Origin of the sequence: Microbacterium testaceum StLB037 (assembly GCF_900104345.1) — a bacterium.
GTDB lineage: Bacteria > Actinomycetota > Actinomycetes > Actinomycetales > Microbacteriaceae > Microbacterium > Microbacterium testaceum_A.
In genome coordinates this window covers 193742-211941 of sequence record NZ_FNJN01000007.1, presented here as the reverse complement: position 1 = coordinate 211941, position 18200 = coordinate 193742, and the positions used below count along the sequence as shown (strand labels likewise).

General features: G+C 70.6%; 15 protein-coding genes. 6 read left to right on the top strand and 9 right to left on the bottom strand.

Features of this window, described 5'->3' with window-relative positions; translation table 11 throughout:
- Positions 1–13: 13 nt before the first annotated feature.
- Positions 14–316 (bottom strand): DUF427 domain-containing protein, encoded by a 303-nt coding sequence (locus tag BLS25_RS15165; protein WP_056228689.1) that lies wholly within the window; start codon positions 314–316, stop codon positions 14–16.
- 135 nt (positions 317–451) lie between these two features.
- Entirely contained in the window at positions 452–1384 is a 933-nt protein-coding gene (locus tag BLS25_RS15160; protein ID WP_056228692.1) for a 4-(cytidine 5'-diphospho)-2-C-methyl-D-erythritol kinase, read from the bottom strand.
- 241 nt (positions 1385–1625) lie between these two features.
- Here BLS25_RS15160 and BLS25_RS15155 point away from each other — a divergent pair, with 241 nt between their 5' ends.
- Positions 1626–3206 (top strand): stealth family protein, encoded by a 1581-nt coding sequence (locus BLS25_RS15155; protein WP_056228695.1) that lies wholly within the window; start codon positions 1626–1628, stop codon positions 3204–3206.
- On the opposite strand, the gene BLS25_RS15150 is transcribed toward BLS25_RS15155, so the two are convergent.
- Positions 3157–4092, bottom strand: a complete 936-nt coding sequence (locus BLS25_RS15150; protein ID WP_056228699.1) for a phosphodiesterase — start codon at positions 4090–4092, stop codon at positions 3157–3159. The genes BLS25_RS15155 and BLS25_RS15150 overlap by 50 nt on opposite strands.
- A gap of 288 nt (positions 4093–4380) precedes the next feature.
- Positions 4381–5223 carry a 16S rRNA (adenine(1518)-N(6)/adenine(1519)-N(6))-dimethyltransferase RsmA gene (rsmA, locus tag BLS25_RS15145; RefSeq protein ID WP_056228703.1) on the bottom strand — a complete coding sequence of 281 codons (843 nt, stop codon included), beginning with the start codon at positions 5221–5223 and terminating at the stop codon, positions 4381–4383.
- A gap of 67 nt (positions 5224–5290) precedes the next feature.
- Here rsmA and BLS25_RS15140 point away from each other — a divergent pair, with 67 nt between their 5' ends.
- Positions 5291–6751, top strand: a complete 1461-nt coding sequence (locus BLS25_RS15140; protein ID WP_056228707.1) for a sugar porter family MFS transporter — start codon at positions 5291–5293, stop codon at positions 6749–6751.
- Positions 6752–6848: 97 nt separating this feature from the next.
- On the opposite strand, the gene BLS25_RS15135 is transcribed toward BLS25_RS15140, so the two are convergent.
- The 3 genes from BLS25_RS15135 to rsmI form a co-directional block, all read right to left on the bottom strand.
- Positions 6849–7739, bottom strand: coding sequence for a TatD family hydrolase (locus tag BLS25_RS15135; RefSeq protein WP_074696854.1), 891 nt, complete (start codon positions 7737–7739; stop codon positions 6849–6851).
- 107 nt (positions 7740–7846) lie between these two features.
- Positions 7847–9421: a methionine--tRNA ligase gene (metG, locus tag BLS25_RS15130; RefSeq protein WP_056228710.1), complete on the bottom strand. Its 1575-nt coding sequence runs from the start codon at positions 9419–9421 to the stop codon at positions 7847–7849.
- Between the two features lie 146 nt (positions 9422–9567).
- The gene (gene rsmI, locus BLS25_RS15125) at positions 9568–10386 is read right to left on the bottom strand and encodes a 16S rRNA (cytidine(1402)-2'-O)-methyltransferase (protein ID WP_056228713.1); all 819 of its coding nucleotides are present in this window, start codon (positions 10384–10386) and stop codon (positions 9568–9570) included.
- Positions 10387–10409: 23 nt separating this feature from the next.
- On the opposite strand from rsmI, the gene BLS25_RS15120 reads away from it, so the two are divergent.
- Complete coding sequence (locus BLS25_RS15120; RefSeq protein WP_074696772.1) at positions 10410–11981, top strand: dolichyl-phosphate-mannose--protein mannosyltransferase; 1572 nt, start codon at positions 10410–10412, stop codon at positions 11979–11981.
- 106 nt (positions 11982–12087) lie between these two features.
- Positions 12088–12849 (top strand): AAA family ATPase, encoded by a 762-nt coding sequence (locus BLS25_RS15115; RefSeq protein WP_056228721.1) that lies wholly within the window; start codon positions 12088–12090, stop codon positions 12847–12849.
- A 6-nt stretch (positions 12850–12855) separates the two neighbouring features.
- On the opposite strand, the gene BLS25_RS15110 is transcribed toward BLS25_RS15115, so the two are convergent.
- Together BLS25_RS15110 and BLS25_RS15105 are read right to left on the bottom strand one after the other, a co-directional pair.
- Positions 12856–14673, bottom strand: coding sequence for a thioredoxin domain-containing protein (locus BLS25_RS15110; RefSeq protein ID WP_074696770.1), 1818 nt, complete (start codon positions 14671–14673; stop codon positions 12856–12858).
- Between the two features lie 19 nt (positions 14674–14692).
- Entirely contained in the window at positions 14693–15529 is an 837-nt protein-coding gene (locus BLS25_RS15105) for an aldo/keto reductase (protein ID WP_074696768.1), read from the bottom strand.
- 104 nt (positions 15530–15633) lie between these two features.
- On the opposite strand from BLS25_RS15105, the gene BLS25_RS15100 reads away from it, so the two are divergent.
- Entirely contained in the window at positions 15634–16887 is a 1254-nt protein-coding gene (locus BLS25_RS15100; RefSeq protein WP_074696766.1) for an LCP family protein, read from the top strand.
- Positions 16888–16951: 64 nt separating this feature from the next.
- Positions 16952–18103 (top strand): glycoside hydrolase family 3 N-terminal domain-containing protein, encoded by a 1152-nt coding sequence (locus BLS25_RS15095; protein ID WP_143017972.1) that lies wholly within the window; start codon positions 16952–16954, stop codon positions 18101–18103.
- Positions 18104–18200 lie beyond the last annotated feature (97 nt).

Sequence of the window (18200 nt, the reverse complement as noted above, 5' to 3'; positions counted from 1 at the left end):
TGCTCACCCGACCTCAGTCGGAGACCACGACCTTCCGGTCGAACGCGACGAATCCGGCGAAGTCCTTGCCCACTCGTTCCACGGCTCCCGGGTAGAGGTCGGGGTACGACCACGCGCCGTCGGTCAGCTCGGCACCGTCGAGTGAGACGTTCCAATACTGGGCGGCACCCTTCCAGGGGCAGGTGTACGGGGTGGGGCTCTTGTGCAGCGCGCCCTCGCGGACGGACTGCGGCGGGAAGTACCAGTTCCCCTCGATCGAGGCCAGGTCGTCGCGGTCTGCTTCGGCGATCACGACGCCGTCGAGCACTGCCTTCATGGGAAACCCCCTTCGTGGCACCCCGCGGGCACGGCACCCAGCGGTGGCGGTCCACCTCGACTGAGGCTAACCAGGTGGTCGGCACGAAAAGCGAACATTGCTCCGTGTGTCGACCTCGGCTATGGTGCGGCGCGGTCAGACCACACGAGCACCCGGCACGGGCCCGTGCACGTGCAGAGCGACGAGGCCCGCGGCACTGAGGGTGACCTGCAGGTCGATCGCGGAGGATTCGTCGGCGGCCAGGAACGCGAGGGTCGGGCCGGATCCCGACACGATCCCGGCCAGCGCTCCCGAGCTCTCTCCGCGTTCGAGGACGCGGGCGAGGTCGGGACGCAGGTGCAGGGCCGGCGCCTGGAGGTCGTTGCGAAGGGTTGCGGCGAGCATCCCGGCGTCGCCCTGGCGCAGAGCGTGCAGGACGTCGCGATCGACCGCGGGAACGCGGGGCGCGGGCCCGATGTCGACGGCGTGGCGCCGACGGTGCGCGTCGAGCTCGCCGTAGACGACGGGGGTCGACATGCCCGTCTCGTTCGGCACCAGCACCCAGTCGAAGCGTCCGCGCGCGAGCGCCGGGCTCAGCTGATCGCCGCGACCGGTTCCGACGGCGGTTCCGCCGAGCAGGGCGAAAGGCACGTCGGCGCCGAGGCGAGCGGCCAACCGGACGAGCTCGCTCGTCGGCATCCCGAGTCCCCAGAGGGCATCGCACGCGATCAGTGCGGCGGCCGCGTCGGCGGAACCGCCGCCCATGCCGCCCGCGACGGGAACGGCCTTGCGGACGGCGAGGTGGGCACCGCGGTCGATGCCCGCGGTCTGCGCCAGAAGTCGAGCCGCGCGGACGGCGAGGTTGCGATCGTCGGTGGGGACGCCCTCGATGTCGACCGGACCGCGCGCCGAGACGTCGATCGTGATCTCGTCCGCGGGCGTTGCGACCATCTCTTCGTAGAGCGAGACCGCCTGGAACGCCGTGGCGAGCTCGTGATACCCGTCGTCCTGGACGTCACCCACCTCGAGGAACACGTTGATCTTGCCGGGGGCGCGGACGCGGACGGATGCCGGAGTCTGCGCACTCATCGCGACGACCGCCGTCCTGCGCGCCGGGGGCTCTCGCCGTGTGCGAAACTGGAACGTCGGCCTGCTTCCCGCCGTCGCTCGCAAGGCGGTACGGGGAGGTCCGGGCCGGAGCGAGCGATCTGAGTCACTCTTCGACAGTAGTGCTCCGCTCCCCGTCGTTCGGCGCTGAGGCCGAAACGTCTTCGTAACCCCGGAACCATACGGTGACCGGATCCCATGCACCCACCCCCGAGGAGGCAGAATGCGCCCGATGGTCCCCCTGTCGATCGACACCGACCCCTGGCGCGCCCTGCTGTCCCGGTCCGACATCCGCATGCACGACGGCATCCTGCACGTCGTCGACGACTCGTCGACGCCCGCGATGGCCGAGCGCGACGACCTGCTCACCGCGGCGTCCGCGATCGAGGCGGCCGGTGTGAAGGTGCTCCTCGTGCGCGACGCGAACCGTCGCCCCAAGCTCGTCGTCGACACGGCGGATGCCGAGGCGGCGCTCACCGCTCTGCGCGACCCCGAGCTGGGCCCGGTGTACCTGAAGGCCCGCGGCGAGGACCCCGTACCCGCGCACAGCGTGCACCCCGCGCCCGGATCGGTCCAGGCGTACGCGGTGTTCCGCCCGCGCACCTCGACCGAGGGGTCGTACCGCTACGGTGCCTCTCTCGCTCCGCGACTCGAGCTGTGGCGCTTCGGCGAGAAGACCATCGAAGCCCCGCGCCCGAGCGCCCTCACCCGCCGCAAGTTCGCCGCGGCCGACCTCGACCTCGTCGAGGTGGAGCGGTACGGGCGCCGGTGGATGACCGTCTCGGGGATGTTCGACCCGCACCCCAACGAGTTCACGGCCGACGTCGACATGGTCTTCTCGTGGGTCGACGGCTCGTCGAGCGAGTTCCAACGCCAGCGTGCCGCTCGCATGAAGGGCTACGTCGTCGGCGACGGCGACGACAACGCCGCGCGCTACCGCCAGGTCGACGAGCTGCGTTACGCGCTGCGCAGCGTGCACATGTACGCGCCGTGGGTGCGCCGCATCTTCATCGCGACCGACTCCCCCACCCCCGAGTGGCTCGCCGACCACCCCAAGGTGACGATCGTGCGCAGCGAGGAGTTCTTCGCCGATCCCTCGGTGCTGCCCACGCACAACTCCCACGCAGTCGAGGCGCAGCTGCACCGCATCCCCGGGCTGGCCGAGCACTTCCTGTACAGCAACGACGACATGTTCTTCGGCCGCCCCGTCACCCCCGAGCTGTTCTTCAGCGGCGGTGGGGTCAGCCGGTTCGTCGAGAGCGGCGTGCGCATCGGCAGCGGCCCGGCGCACATCGAGCGCTCGGGCCACGACAACGGCCTGCGCGTGAACCGCGCACTGCTCAGGGAACGCTTCGGCCGGGTCATCACGCTCGACCTCGAGCACTGCGCCACCCCGTTGCGTCGCTCGGTGGCGTTCGAGCTCGAGAAGGAGTTCGCCGACGACTACGCCCGCACCGCCGCGAGCCGGTTCCGTTCGGCCACCGACATCTCGGTGACGAACAGCCTGTACCACTACTACGCGCTGGCGACCGGGCGCGCGATCATCACGACCGAGCCCCGCACCCGCTACGTGCAGACCACGCAGCTCGACTCGCTGCGCACCATGGAGCGTCTCGTCTCGCGCCGCGACACCGACATGTTCTGCCTCAACGACGGCAGCGTGCCCGAGATCCCCGAAGAGGTGCGCGTCCCCGCGCTCCGGGCGTGCCTCGAGCGCTACTTCCCGGTCGCCGCCCCGTGGGAGAAGACCTCGGTCAGCGAAGGATCGGCAGCGGCGTCGTCGGCGGCGACACCGGTCCGCTGAACGCCCGCGAAGTCGGGACGACGATCCCGGCATCGCGCAATCGACGCTGGGACTCCTCGGCATCCACGTACTGGAGGGCCGCGCTGGCGGCCAGGGGCACGACCGAGTGCACCACCGTGTCGTCGTAGACGTGCACGATGTTGAAGCCCTGGGCCGCGTCCTGAGGGCGCGTCCCGCCGACCGGGACCATGAGGTCCTGCGTGTAGCAGGTGGCGGATGCCACGGACACGGGGATTCCTGCGAACGTGGCGAACGTGGAGTAGTGCAGGTGACCGGCCAGGATCGCGCGCACGTCGCTGCCGCGCAGCACCCCCGCGAGGCTCCGCTGGTCGCGCAGCTCGACGGAGGCTGCGAGGTCGAGCACGCTGGGTACGGGCGGGTGGTGCATCGCGAGGATCGTGCCGAGCGGGGCCGGCGTCGCGAGCACCTCGGCGAGCCACTCGCGCTGCGCGGCGGTGACCTCGCCGTGGTGCGACCCGGGCACCGAGGTGTCGAGGGTCACGATGCGCAGGCCGTCGAACTCGTCGACGCGATCGACCGGGGCGGTCGCCTCGGCGTCGTCGGCGGGAAGCAGCCGCGACCGGAAAGCCGCTCGATCGTCGTGGTTGCCCATCACCCACACCACGCGGGTCCGCAGGCGCTCGGCGAGCGGCTCGACGAGGGCGCGGACGCGGTCGTACGCGTCGGTCTCACCGAAGTCGGCGAGGTCGCCGGTGAAGACGAGGGCGTTGGGGCGGATTCCCGACGTCTCGATCGCCTCCACCGCGCGGGCGAGGTAGGCCTCGGAGTCGACGTCGTCGTAGAGCGGTGCACCGCCGGCTCGGAGATGGGTGTCGCTCAGGTGGAGCAGCACACGTTCGGCTCGGGGGTACTCGGCGTAACGCATCTCGATCCTCTCGGGCCGTCGGGTACGACCTCGTCACCGGCGTGATGCTCCCGGTTGGCTCGAAATGTTACAGACATGTTTCGGGAACGCGTGATGAACACGGCGGGAATTCACCCCGCGCCGGATCTGGCTCGGCCGCAGCGCAGTGGGCTGAGCACAACCGCGGACGTCGTCGTCGACACGCCGCGTACCGGCCGGCCCGCACGGCGAGTCGCCGAACGCCCCGCCGTCGGGCACACGCGGGCCGCCTGCCGCGCCCCGGCACGGCGGCCGCGATCAGCCGAACCGTCAGGACGACGCGGCGATGCGGGCGTAATCCTCGACCGTGAGCTGCTCTCCGCGGAGGGTCGGGTCGACCCCGGCCGCCTCGAGGCGCGCCGAGGCTTCGGCCGCGGTGCCGCCGAGCACGCCCGACAACGCCTGACGGAGCATCTTGCGGCGCTGCTGGAAGGCGGCATCCACGATCTGGAAGGTGCGCAGCCGGTGCTCCTCGGTGCCCCGGGGCTCGGCATCCCGATCGAAACCGACCAGCACGCTGTCGACGTTGGGCACGGGCCAGAACACCTGACGCGACACCGTGCCGGCCAGACGCCACGAGCCGTACCAGGCGGCCTTGACGCTCGGGGCTCCGTAGACCTTCGACCCGGGAGGGGCGGCCAGGCGCTCCCCCACCTCGGCCTGCACCATCACGACACCGCGCTGCAGATAGGGGAAGGTCTCGAGGAAGTGCAGGAGGACCGGCACCGACACGTTGTACGGCAGGTTCGCGACCAGCACGCTCGGCTCACCGGGGAGCTCGTCGACGCGCAGGGCATCGGCGTCGATGACCGTGAGGCGATCGGCGGGAACGTCGTGCGCGGCCGCCGTGGCCGGAAGACGCTCGGCGAGGCGGTGGTCGATCTCGACGGCGACGACCGAGGCGCCCGTCTCGAGGATCGCGAGAGTGAGGGATCCGAGGCCCGGACCGATCTCGACGACGCGATCGGATGCCGTCACCTGGGCCGCCTGCACGATCTTGCGGACGGTGTTGGCGTCGACGACGAAGTTCTGCCCGAGCTTCTTGGTGGGAGTGACGTCGAGGTCGGCGGCGAGCCGACGGATCTCGGCGGCACCGAGCAGGGAAACGGGCATTGTTCCACTGTAGTCAGCGATCCCGCCAGTACCCGCCGCGTCGGATACGCAGGAGTAGCGTGATGAGGTGAGTCAAACGCAGTCCATCCCCTCGAACGCCTTCACCCTCAGAAGTCCCTACGGGCGACGAGCCATCGGCCTCTCGGTCGCGGCCGCGGTGGGCGGTTTCCTCTTCGGCTTCGACTCCTCCGTCATCAACGGCGCGGTCGACGCGGTCGACGGCAACTTCGAGCTGGGGCAGGTGCTCACCGGTTTCGTCGTCGCGGTGGCCCTGCTGGGCTGCGCGGTGGGAGCCATCATCGCCGGCGCCCTCTCGGACCGCTGGGGCCGGTTGAAGGTCATGCTGCTCGGCGCGGTGCTGTTCTTCGTGTCGTCGATCGGTGCGGCCCTCACCTTCAGCGTGCCCGACCTGATCCTCTGGCGCGTGATGAGCGGCCTGGGCATCGGCATCGCCTCGGTGGTCGCTCCCGCGTACATCGCCGAGGTCGCGCCCCGCCAGATCCGCGGCTCGCTCGCGTCACTGCAGCAGTTGGCCATCACCCTCGGTATCTTCGGCGCGCTGCTGTCGGACGCCCTGCTCGCCAACTCGGCCGGCGGTGCGGCGAACCAGCTGTGGCTGGGCCTCGAGGCTTGGCGCTGGATGTTCCTCGTGGGCGTGATCCCCGCCGCCGTCTACGGCATCCTGTCGTTCACCGTCCCCGAGTCGCCGCGCTACCTGCTCGCCAAGGGCAAGCGCGACGAGGCGAAGGCGATCTTCGCGCGCCTCGTTCCGCCGGCCGATCTCGACAAGACGATGAACGAGCTGTCGAACACGATCGAGGCCGATCGCAAGAACAAGAACGTGTCGCTGCGCGGACCCGTGCTGGGCCTTCAGGGCATCGTCTGGACCGGCATCCTGCTGTCGATGTTCCAGCAGTTCGTCGGCATCAACGTGATCTTCTACTACTCCACGACGCTCTGGAAGGCCGTCGGCTTCGACGAGAGCAACTCGCTGCTGATCTCGGTGATTACCTCGATCACCAACGTCGTGGTCACCTTCGTCGCGATCTTCCTGGTCGACCGCGTCGGCCGGAAGCCCATTCTGCTGACCGGCTCGATCCTCATGACCGTCTCGCTCGGAGCCATGGCCCTGTCGTTCGCGTTCGCGACCGGCTCCGGCCAGGACGTCTCGCTTCCCGCCCCGTGGGGAAGCGTCGCGCTCGTCGCCGCGAACGTCTTCGTCGTCGGCTTCGGAGCCTCGTGGGGCCCGCTCGTATGGGTGCTGCTCGGCGAGATCTTCCCGAGCCGCATCCGCGGCAAGGCGCTCGGTGTCGCCGCCGGCGCGCAGTGGATCGCCAACTTCGCCATCACGGTGTCGTTCCCGGCGATGTCGAGCTGGTCGCTCCCGCTCACCTACGGTATGTACGCGCTGTTCGCCGGGCTGTCGTTCGTCTACGTGCTGCTGCGCATTCCCGAGACCAAGGGCATGGAGCTCGAGCAGACCGAGACCCTTTTCGTCCGCAAGCCGAAGGACAAGGCCAAGGCCTGATCCCGGATGCCAGAAGGCCGGCGCCCCGCGGGGTGCCGGCCTTCGTCATTCTCAGGGTGGCGTCGAGGGCGAAACCCCGACGGAGATCCGCGCGCGCTCAGTCCTCGAACGCGCCGTAGACCTCCAGCGTGTTCGCGGCGACCTGGGCGCCGAGCTCGTCGGCATCCATCGCCAGCTCTGCCGCGAGGAAGCGGAGCGTCACCGGGATCAGGTACGGCGCGTTGGGGCGGCCGCGGTACGGCACGGGTGTCAGGAACGGGGCGTCGGTCTCGACGAGGATGCGGTCGAGGGGCGTCACCGCGAGCGCGTCGCGCAGGTTCTGCGCGTTCTTGAACGTGACATTGCCGGCGAACGAGAGGTAATAGCCGCGGTCGGCGGCGATGCGCGCCATGCCGGCGTCGCCCGAGAAGCAGTGGAAGACCGTCTTGTCGGGAGCACCGACGCGCAGCAGGGTCTCGAGCACGGCGTCGTGGGCGTCGCGGTCGTGGATCTGCATCGCGATCCCGTGCTTCTTCGCGAGCGCGATGTGCGCCTCGAACGAGCGGATCTGGGCCGGGATGCCGTCGGCCTCGGTGCGGAAGAAGTCGAGCCCCGTCTCGCCGATGGCCCGCACCCGCGGCTCGGCGGCGAGCTCGTCGATGACGGCGATCGCGGCATCCAACTCCCCCGCCTGCTCGTACGCGGGAGCCTCGTTCGGATGGATCGCCACGGCTGCGAGCACGCGCGGGTGCGAGCGCGCGGCCCACGCCGACCACCGCGAGGAGTCGATGTCGCCGCCCGCCTGCACGACCCCGTGCACGCCGACCGCGAGAGCGCGCTCGAGCTGCTCGTCCAACGAGAGGCCGGTCTCGCCGTCTTCGATCTCGAGGTGCGTGTGATTGTCGTAGACCGGGATGCCGAGAGGCTCGGGCGCCGGCGGATAGCTGACGTCGCGACGCCCGTCGACCGAACGCTCGCGCACGTACTGGCTCGGATCGCCGTCGCCGATCGTGTCGCGGGGACGCTCGACCGGCGTCGAGCCGGGGGCTGCGGCCGCTGCGGAGGATCCTTCGACGGACCCAGGGACCGCCGCCGCCGACTCGGAGGGCACCTGCGTCACGCCTGCTCGACGCGCGGGAAGAGCGGGGTGAGCGACGTGACCGTGGCGCCCGCGGGCAGCAGGCCCCAGGCGCCCGCCTGGCGGATCGGCTGCGCGACGAGAGCGCCGAGGCCGTCGGCCGCGCCCAGCGCGACCCACAGCTTCGACGTCGACTCGGGCATGATCGGCGACAGCAGCACCGCGAGGGCGCGCAGGCCCTCGGCCGCGGTGTACAGCACCGTGCCCAGGCGCTCGCGCGTCGACACGTCCTTGGCCAGGGCCCACGGCTCGTTCTCGGTGATGTAGCCGTTCAGCGCGTCGACGATCGTCCAGATCGCGGCGATCGCCTCGTCGGTGCGGAATCGCTCGATGGCCGCGTCGGCGGTGGTCGCGGCATCCGCCACGATCTTCTGGATGGTCAGGTCGCTGTCGGTGTACGCGGCCGGCGCCGGCACGACGCCCTCGAAGTACTTCGAGATCATCGCGACCGTGCGCGAGGCCAGGTTGCCGAAGCCGTTGGCGAGCTCGGCCTGGTAGCGGGCCGACAGGTCTTCCCACGAGAACGAACCGTCCTGGCCGAACGCGATCGCCGAGAGGAAGTAGAACCGGTACGCGTCGGAGCCGAAGACGTCGGTGATCTCGGTGGGCGCGATGCCGGTGAGCTTCGACTTCGACATCTTCTCGCCGCCGACGAGCAGCCATCCGTGCGCGAAGACGCCGCGCGGCACGTCGAGGCCCGCGGCCATCAGCATGGCCGGCCAGATCACGGCGTGGAACCGCAGGATGTCTTTGCCGACCACGTGGAACGCCGGCCAGCGACGCTCGAACTCGGCGGGGTCGGTGCCGTAGCCCACGGCGGTGGCGTAGTTGAGCAGGGCGTCGACCCACACGTAGATGACGTGCGAGGGGTCCCACGGAACCGTGATGCCCCAGTCGAACGCCGAACGCGAGATCGAGAGGTCCTTCAGACCGCTACGAACGAACGACACGACCTCGTTGCGCGCGGACTCGGGGCGCACGAAGTCGGGCTCCGTCTTGTACAGCTCGAGCAGCCGGTCCTGGAACTCGCTGAGCTTGAAGAAGTAGTTCTTCTCCTGCAGCAGCTCGAGGGGCTTGGAGTGGATCGCGCAGACCTTGAGGCCCTCGAAGGGGCCGGTTCCGTCGACGATCTCGGCCTCGGGCTTGAACTCCTCGCAGCCGACGCAGTACAGCGCCTCGTACTCGCCCGCGTAGATGTAGCCGCGGTCGAAAAGCGCCTTCACGAACTGCTGCACCCGCTCTTCGTGGCGGGGCTGCGTGGTGCGGATGAAGTCGTCGTTGGCGACGTCGAGCGTCTCGAGCAGCGGGAACCACGACTCGGTGACGAGCTTGTCGACCCACTCCTGCGGGGTGACGCCGTTGGCGGCGGCGGCGCGGAGCATCTTCTGCCCGTGCTCGTCGGTGCCGGTCAGCATCCAGGTGTCGTCCCCCGCCTGGCGATGCCAGCGGGCGAGCGTGTCGACGGCGACGGTCGTGTACCCGTGCCCGATGTGGGGCAGATCGCTGGGGTAGTAGATCGGCGTCGTGATGTAGAAGGATCGGCCGGAAGTCACCTGGAGATTCTACGGGGAGCCTTCGACACGGCCGACCGTGTGACGGGCCCGCCGGCGCTCCTCGCGCGTGAGGGGTCAGTTGGTGTCGCCGAGAAGCGCGCCAGGCGACACATATCGACCCCTCACGCGAAGACGCGCGGAGACGCTCAGCGCTTCACGGCGAGCGCGGCCTGGTACAGCTCGCGCGACGAGTGACCCGTCTGCGACGCCACCTCGGCGGCGGCCTCTTTGAGCCGCGTGCCGCCGCGCACGAGCTCGAGCACCTGGGTCACGGCATCCGGGAACGCCACCTCGCGCGCCGAGGCGCCGCCGACGACGATCGCGATCTCCCCACGCACGCCCTCGGCCGCCCACGCGGCGAGCTCGGCCAGGGTGCCGCGCTTGACCTCTTCGTACAGCTTCGTGAGCTCGCGGCAGACGGCGGCGGGACGATCGGCGCCGAACGCGCTCGCGAGATCTTCGAGAGTGGATGCCAGGCGCGAGGGCGACTCGAAGAAGACGAGGGTCCGCTCCTCCGAGGCGAGCTGCGCGAAGGCCTTGCGGCGCTCCCCCGGCTTGCGACGCGGGAAGCCCTCGAAGGCGAAGCGGTCGGTGGGGAGCCCGGCGACCGCGAGCGCGGTGACGACGGCGCTCGGCCCGGGGATGGCCGTGACGGTCACGCCGGCGGCGGCCGCAGCCGCGACGAGCCCGAAGCCCGGGTCGCTGACGGTGGGCATTCCCGCGTCGCTCAGCACGAGCAGGTCGTCTTCGCGCGCGAGTTCGACGAGCTCGGCCGCGCGCTCCTTCTCGTTGTGGTCGTGCAGGGCGATCAGGCGCGGGCGGTTCTCGACCCCGAGGCCGGCGAGCAGGCGCTGCGTGGTGCGGGTGTCTTCGGCCGCGACGACCGTGGCGTTCTCGAGCGCCTCGATCAGACGCTTCGAGGCGTCGCCCAGGTTGCCGATGGGGGTCGCCGCGAGGATGATCACCGTTCCACCTTAGGCTGGGGCCCGTGACCACCGCCGTCCCTCCGCTGCTCCCCGTCGTCGAGCAGACGCGCATCGACCGGTGGCGCGACGCCCTGCTCGCGAGCCCCCGCGGATCCCGCCTGTGGCGCTGGCTCGCTCCCCTGCTCGTCACCGTCGTCGCGGCGGTGCTGCGGCTGATCGACCTCGGCAACCCGCACCAGCTGGTGTTCGATGAGACCTACTACGTGAAGGACTCGTGGAGCCAGTGGGTGCTCGGTTACCCCTCCACCTGGCCCGACGGCGCCGACGCCAGCTTCGTCGCGGGTGACACCGACGTCTTCACCGGCATCGGCAGCTACGTCGTGCACCCCCCGCTCGGGCGCATCCTCATCGGCGCGGGCATGGCGCTGCTGGGCCCGGACTCCGCGACCGGTTGGCGCATCTCGGCCGCGGTCTTCGGCACCGCGACCGTGCTGCTGGTGTACCTGCTCGCGCACACGCTCACCCGCTCGATCCCGTTCGCGACCGTGGCATCCGGTCTGATCGCGATCGACGGCCTCGGCATCGTCCTGAGCCGCATCTCGCTGCTCGACATCTTCTTGACGTTCTTCGTCGTGCTGACTTTCTGGTTCGTCGCGCTCGACCACCGCCGCACCGCCGACCGCCTGCGGGCCGCGATCGCGGCCCTCCCGGGCGAACGGCACACCTGGGGCCCCGTGCTGTGGAACCGTCCGTGGTTGGTCGCCGCGGGAGCCGCCGCCGGAGCCGCCACCGCCGTGAAGTGGTCGGGGCTGTACGTGCTGGCCGCCGTCGGCCTGTACGCCGTGATCACCGACGCGCTCGCCCGTCGCCGCGCGGGGATCGATCAATGGCCGATGGATGCCGTCCGCCAGGGGCTCGCATCGTTCGTGCTGCTCGTACCGGTCGCGGTCGTCGTGTACGTGGCGAGCTGGTCGGGTTGGCTGTTCACCACCGGCGGGTGGATGCGCGGCACCCCGGTCGCCGCGACGGGTATCTGGGGGTGGATCCCCGAGCCGCTTCGACAGCTGTGGGCGTACCACCAGGAGATGTACAACTTCCACGTCGGACTCGTCACCCCGCACAGCTACGCGAGCCCCGCCTGGCAGTGGCCGCTGCTCATCCGCCCCACCTCGATGTACTGGCACCAGGACCAGACCGGGGTCAACGGGTGCGCCCTGCCGACGGGGTGCACCGAGGCCATCTCGAGCATCGCGAACCCGATCATCTGGTGGGCCGGGGTCGCGGCATCCCTCTACCTGCTCGTACGATTCGTCGTCGTCCGCGACGGGCGCTTCGCTCTCGTGCTGACCGGGCTCGCCGCCACCTACGTGCCGTGGCTGCTCTACCCCGAGCGCACGATCTTCCAGTTCTACACGGTGGCGATGCTGCCGTTCCTCGTGCTCGCCCTCGCCTTCGCGCTGCGCGATGTCGCCCGCGGAATGAAGGACGCCTCGAGAGCGAGCGGGCAGGTCCTCGTGCTGGTGTTCCTGGGACTCTGCCTCGTCATCTCGGCGTTCTGGTACCCGGTGTGGGCGGGTCTTCCCGTCCCGTACGAGTTCTGGCGCCTGCACAACTGGCTGCCGACCTGGATCTGAGCCGGATGAGCGGGCGGCGGGAGCGGACGGGTGGAGTGCATCCGGCGCGCCGGGGGCTCGGCATCCGCCGCTCTGCTCGCCACCGACCGACCACCGGGTGGGGGCGATGACCCGCGGGGATGAGTGGCTGAACGATCCGCGGCCGGTGCAGCGGGTCAAGGCGTTCAGCGATGCCGCCGTGAACCCCGCCGCGTGGCCGGCCACCGTTCCCGCGGTCGCGCAGTTCCTCGAGGTGGCGAGCGGCGAGGGATGGGAGTTCGGGCCCGGCGTGACCTTCCTCGTCGGTGAGAACGGGTCGGGCAAGTCGACGCTCATCGAGGGCATCGCCGAGGCGGCCGGCCTGCCGGCCGAGGGCGGCTCGACCAACGGCGGCGGCGAGACTCGGCGAACCGAGAGTCCGCTCGGCGAGTGGCTGCGCATCGAGCGGAGCCCGCGCGCCCCGCGGTGGGGGTTCTTCCTGCGGGCCGAGACGATGCACGGCTACTACAGCTGGAGGGACGACCTGGACGGCCCGGCCCCGAGCCTGCACACGATGAGCCACGGCGAGTCCTTCAACGCCTTGCTCGACGAGACGCTCGACCACCCGCACTATGTCTCGGGCCTCGCCTGCCTCGACGAGCCCGAGGCGGCGCTGTCGTTCTCATCGACGCTGCGCTGGCTCGCCTCCCTCGACCGCATGCGCTCCCGCGGCACCCAGGTGATCTGCGCCACCCACTCCCCCGTGCTGGCCGCGTTGCCCGGGGCGACGATCCTCGAGCTGGGCGACTGGGGCATCCGCGAGAGCGCCTGGGAAGACCTGGAGCTGGTGCGGCTGCAGCGCGGGTTCCTCGAGTCGCCGGGGAGGTACCTGCGGCATCTGTTGGAGTGACCGCCCTCAGCCCAGCCGCCCCGCATCCGTCGTCGGCAGCGCGCAGGCGAAGGCGCGGCAGTCGTACGCCGTCGCCTCGCCGCCGAGTGCGACCTTGCCCTCGAACAGCGTGAACCCGGCCTCGGCGAAGGCGAGAGCCTGCGCGGGCGACACCACCGCCACGACATCGGCCGCGACGCGGCGCGCGGCCTCCGCGATCTCGGCATCCGTCTCGCCCACCACGACAAGCTGGCGCGGGGCCGACGCCAGGCCGAGGGCGACCTCGAGGATCGCTCCGTGCGCCAGCGGCGACGCCAGCGCGGCATCGGCGGCGGCGCGCACGAGCGTCTCGGCCGCGGTGCGGTACGACTCCCCCGCCCCGAGGCGCCAGAGGTCGAGAGCGGCCGCGGCGAACACCGACGGGCCCGAGGGCGAGGCGCCGTCGGTGGGCACGGCGTGCGACTGCATGCCCTGAGCGACGAGCACGGGGTCGCCGCCGCCCGGAGGATGGATGCCGTCTGCGCCGAGGCACAGATCGACCAACGCCCGAGCCCGCGACGCGTAGGCGACCTCGCCGGTCGCGCGAGCGAGCGCCAGAAGGCCTCGAGCAAGACCGCCGTAGTCCTCCAGCGTCGCCGGGGCTGCAGAGCGGACCTCGTCGAGCGAAGCCCGTCGGAGGGTTCCGTCGTCGGCGACGTTGCTCTCGAGCACGGCGTCGGCGGCCCACCGGGCCGCCTCGAGGAAGCGCGGGTCGGTGCGGGTTCCGGCGGCGGCGAGAGCGGCGATCGCGTGTCCGTTCCAGCCGGTGACGACCTTCGCGTCGAGCGCCGGAGGCTGCAGCCCCGAGCGATCGGAGGCGCGGTAGTACCCGCCCTCGGTGCGGACCCCGTCGATCACCGACTCGGAGTCCTGGGCTGCGGCGATTCCGCCCGAGGGCAGCTGCAGCACGTCGACGAGGAACCGCGCGGCATCGGTGGCGACGGCGTCGTCGCCCGCGGCGAGCGCCACCTCGACGAGACCCGCGTTGTCGGTGAGCATGCGCTCGTAGTGCGGCACACTCCAGTCGCGGCGGGTGGCGTAGCGGAAGAAGCCCCCCTCGACCAGGTCGTGCAGGTCGGAGCGGGCCATGGCGGAGAGGGCGCGGGATGCCACGTCAGCGGCATCCGGAGCATCCGCCGTCAGAGCCGGGTGCTGCAGGAAGCGCAGAACGGGAGTGTTCGGGAACTTCGGGGTCTCGAACGCGGGCCCGGCGGCGAAGCCGGAGTACTCGCGGTCCTCGCGGGCCACGACGGTCCGCGCCGCGGCGGCGAGTTGCTCGAGGGAGGGAGGAGCGTCTGCCGCTGCGGTGGCGGCGGCGGCCAGAGCCTCGCGGAGGGAGGAGCCCGTGGCATCCACTTCGTTCCGGCGTTCGGTCCACGCCTCGCGGACCGCGGCGAGCACCTGACGAAACGAGGGCTGGGGAGGGCGCGGGGCCGGCGGGAAGTAGGTGCCGGCGTAGAAAACGCGCCCCTCGGGCGAGGCGAAGACCGTCAGGGGCCACCCGAGGTGCGGGGTGAAGGCGGATGCCGCGTCGAGATAGGCGGCGTCGACGTCGGGATGCTCCTCGCGATCGACTTTGATCGACACGAAGCCGGCGTTGAGTTCGGCAGCGGTCTCGGGGTCTTGGAACGACTCGCGCGCCATCACATGACACCAGTGACAGGTGCTGTACCCGATCGAGACCATCACGGGGACGTCTCTCTCGGCCGCGAGCGCGAACGCCTCGGCCCCCCAGGGGAACCACGCGACGGGATTGTCGGCGTGGGCCCGCAAGTAGGGGCTCGAGGCGTTCGCGAGGCGGTTCATGCGCGCGGGTGCGCCGACCTCAGTTGAGGTCGTCGGGGTGCGTGCCCACGCGGCCCGAGCCGTCGCCCGGGTCGACCGCGTCGATCGCGGCCATCTCGTCGGCCGTGAGCTCGAAGTCGAACAGGTCGAAGTTCTCCTCGAGGCGCTCGCGGCGCACCGACTTGGGGAACACGATGAACCCGTGCTGGATGTGCCAGCGCAGCACGGCCTGAGCGGGGCTCTTGCCGTGGGCTTCGGCGGCATCCTTCACCGCGGGGAGCTCGAACAGGTCGTACTTGCCCTGGCCGAGCGGGCCCCACGACTCGATGTGCATGTCGTGCTCCTGGCCCCAGGTCGCGATCTCGCGCTGGCTGAGGGCGGGGTGCAGCTCGATCTGGTCGACCACGGGGGTCACACCGGTCTCGGTGACGATGCGGTCGAGGTGCGGCACGAGAAAGTTCGAGACGCCGATCGAGCGGGCCTTGCCGGCCTCGCGGATCTCGATCATCTTCTGCCACGCGTGGACGTAGTTGTCGTTCTTCGGCGTCGGCCAGTGGATGAGGTACAGGTCGACGGCGTCGAGCTGGAGCTTCTGCAGGCTCTCGTCGATCGCGGCGAGCGGCTCGTCGCCGTCGTGGCGGTCGTTCCAGAGCTTGGTGGTGATGAAGAGCTCGTCACGAGGGATGCCGCTGGCCGCGATCGCGCGGCCGACACCCTCTTCGTTCTTGTAGATCGCGGCGGTGTCGATGTGGCGGTAGCCCACCTCGAGGGCCTCGGACACGGCACGCTCGGCGTCGTCGGCGGGCACGAGGAACACGCCGTAGCCGAGCTGGGGGATGGAGTTTCCGTCGTTGAGCTGAACTGAAGGAACGGTCATGAGAAGAGCCTAGGAGCGGTGTCTCGAAGGGTTCTCGGGGTTGACGCGCGGGTCGAGTCCTTTATCCCCCGCCTTCTCGCACCCCGGCGTGGTTGACTACCGAAATGACGCCGCAGCCTCCCACCCGGCACGCTCGACGCGACCCCTCCTCGGCCTGGCGTCGGGGAGCGAAGCTCGTCGCCATCGCCGTGACCGTCGTGCTCGTCGCGGCCGTGGCGGTCGGAGGGTTCTACGCGTTCTCGCTGTCGCAGCGTCTGCAAGACGCCGCCGTTCCCCTCAAGGACGCCCCGGCCGAACCGCCCGCGCTGAGCGCCTACAACGAACCCTTCGCGGTGCTCGTCGTCGGTACCGACGAGTGCGACGACCAGGTGAAGGCGGCTTTCGGCGCGCGCTGCTCCGACCCGGGCAACGAGGGCACCCGCAACGACGTCAACATGCTCGTGCACGTCTCGACGAACCCCCGTCGCGTTACCGTCGTCTCGTTCCCCCGCGATCTGCAGATCGGCATCCCGGAGTGCACGGGAGCCGACGGCTCGACCTCGTCGGCGTCGTACAAGGCCCCGATTAACTCCGCGTACGAAGCCGGCGGACTGACCTGCGTCGCAGACACGGTCTCGGAGCTGAGCGGACAGAGCATCCCGTTCGCCGCGAAGGTGAGCTTCGGAAACGTCGTCAACATCACCGACGCCATCGGCGGCGTGGAGGTCTGCATCGGCGGCGACGGCATCGACGACCCCGACGCGGGGATCGACTGGGAGCCGGGCCCGCGCGTCGTCAAGGGCTACGATGCCCTGGCGTTCCTGCGCACACGCAAGGGCATCGGCGACGGCAGCGACCTCGCCCGCATCGGAAACCAGCAGCAGTACCTCTCGCGGCTGATCAACAAGCTGCGCAGCGACGAGGTGCTCTCGAACCCCGGCACCCTCATCGGGCTCGCCAACACCGCGGTGAACAACATCGAACCGAGCGAGAGCCTCGCCGACCCGATCCGCATCGCTCAGCTGGCCTACACCCTCAAGGACGTGCCGTTCAGCGACATCACGTTCGTGCAGTTCCCGGTGGTCGACGACCCCGCGGACAACAACCACGTGATCCCCGACCAGGCGTCGGCCGCAACCCTGTGGGAGGCGCTCGACACCAACGCCCCTCTGCAACTGACCGGCGAAGAGGGAGCCAACGGCGGAGTTATCACCGACCCCTCGGCCCCGACCCCCGCGCCGAGCGAGCCCGCCCCCGAGGCGAGCACCCCCGCACCGGATGCCACGGACTCCAGCGCCGCGCCGGGCGTCGTCGAACTGCCGAGCAACGTCAGCGGAACGAAGGCAAACCAGGCCACCTGCTCCGCCGGCAACGGGTGATCGCCGCGCGCGGATCAGCGTCAAGACCCGGGGACCGTCCAGAGTCATCGGCGACGATCGAGGGGTGAAAACCGCCACGTGCTCGACGACCCTCCTCCTGCTCGCGGCCCTGACCCTCACCGCGTGCGCCCCGGCCGCGGCGCCCGCGCCGACGGCATCCCCCTCTCCGTCCCCGACGCCGACGCCCACCGCGACCCCGGATCCCCTCGCGGGGATGAGCCTGCAGGACAAGGTCGGCCAGATGTTCATGGTCGGCACGTCGGTGGAGGGCGCCAACCCCACGACCCTCGCCGCCGTGCGCGACGATCACGTGGGCGGGATCTTCCTGCACGGAAGGTCGGATGCCGGCACCCAGGCCACCGCAGACCTGATCGGGCAGTTCACCTCCACCGTCGGCGCGGCCGCTCCGCAGCTGTGGGTCGCCACCGACCAGGAGGGCGGCACCGTCCAGGTGCTGAAGGGTCCGGGCTTCGACCGCATCCCCTCGGCCGTCGAGCAGGCCGCCCAGACCGACGCGGCCCTGCGTTCCTCCGCCGCGACCTGGAGCACGCAACTCGCGCAATCGGGGGTGAACATGAACCTCGCTCCGGTCGCCGACATCGTCACGAGCCCGGAGTTCGCGGCATCCAATCCTCCGATCGGCGCGCTCGCGCGCGAGTACGGCTACGACGAGACCACTGTCGCCGCCAAGGTCGGCGCGTTCGCCGCCGGCATGCGCGACGGCGGCGTGATGCCCACGCTCAAGCACTTCCCGGGCCTGGGGCACGTCGACGAGAACACCGACACCCGCACGGGCGTCACCGACGACACGGTCACCGCCGACGGCGCAGACGTGGGCGTGTACGCGAGCGTCCTGCCCCAAGGGGACGCGATCGTCATGATGTCGACCGCGATCTACGCCCGGATCGACCCGAGCGCGCCCGCCGCGTTCTCACCCGCGGTGGTGGACGTGCTGCGCGACCGCGTCGGGTTCGACGGCGTGATCACCGTCGACGACCTGTCGGCGGCGCGCCAGGTGCAGCCCTGGTCTCCGGCCGATCGCGCCACCCTCGCCGTGGACGCCGGGGTCGACCTGCTGCTGGTCTCGGCCGACCCCTCGGTGTACCCCGACATGCACCAGGCGGTGCTGTCGCGCGCCGAGAGCGACCCCGCGTTCGCCGCGAAGGTGGATGCCGCGGCCCGGCGGATCGTCGAGCAGAAGGCGTCGATGCCGTAGGCGCTCCCCCCTGAGGAGTCGCTTTGTGTCGCCCCGGCACGGGCCAGGCGACAGGAAGTGGCCCCTCGCGCGAGTCGCCAGGAAATGTCGCTTCGAG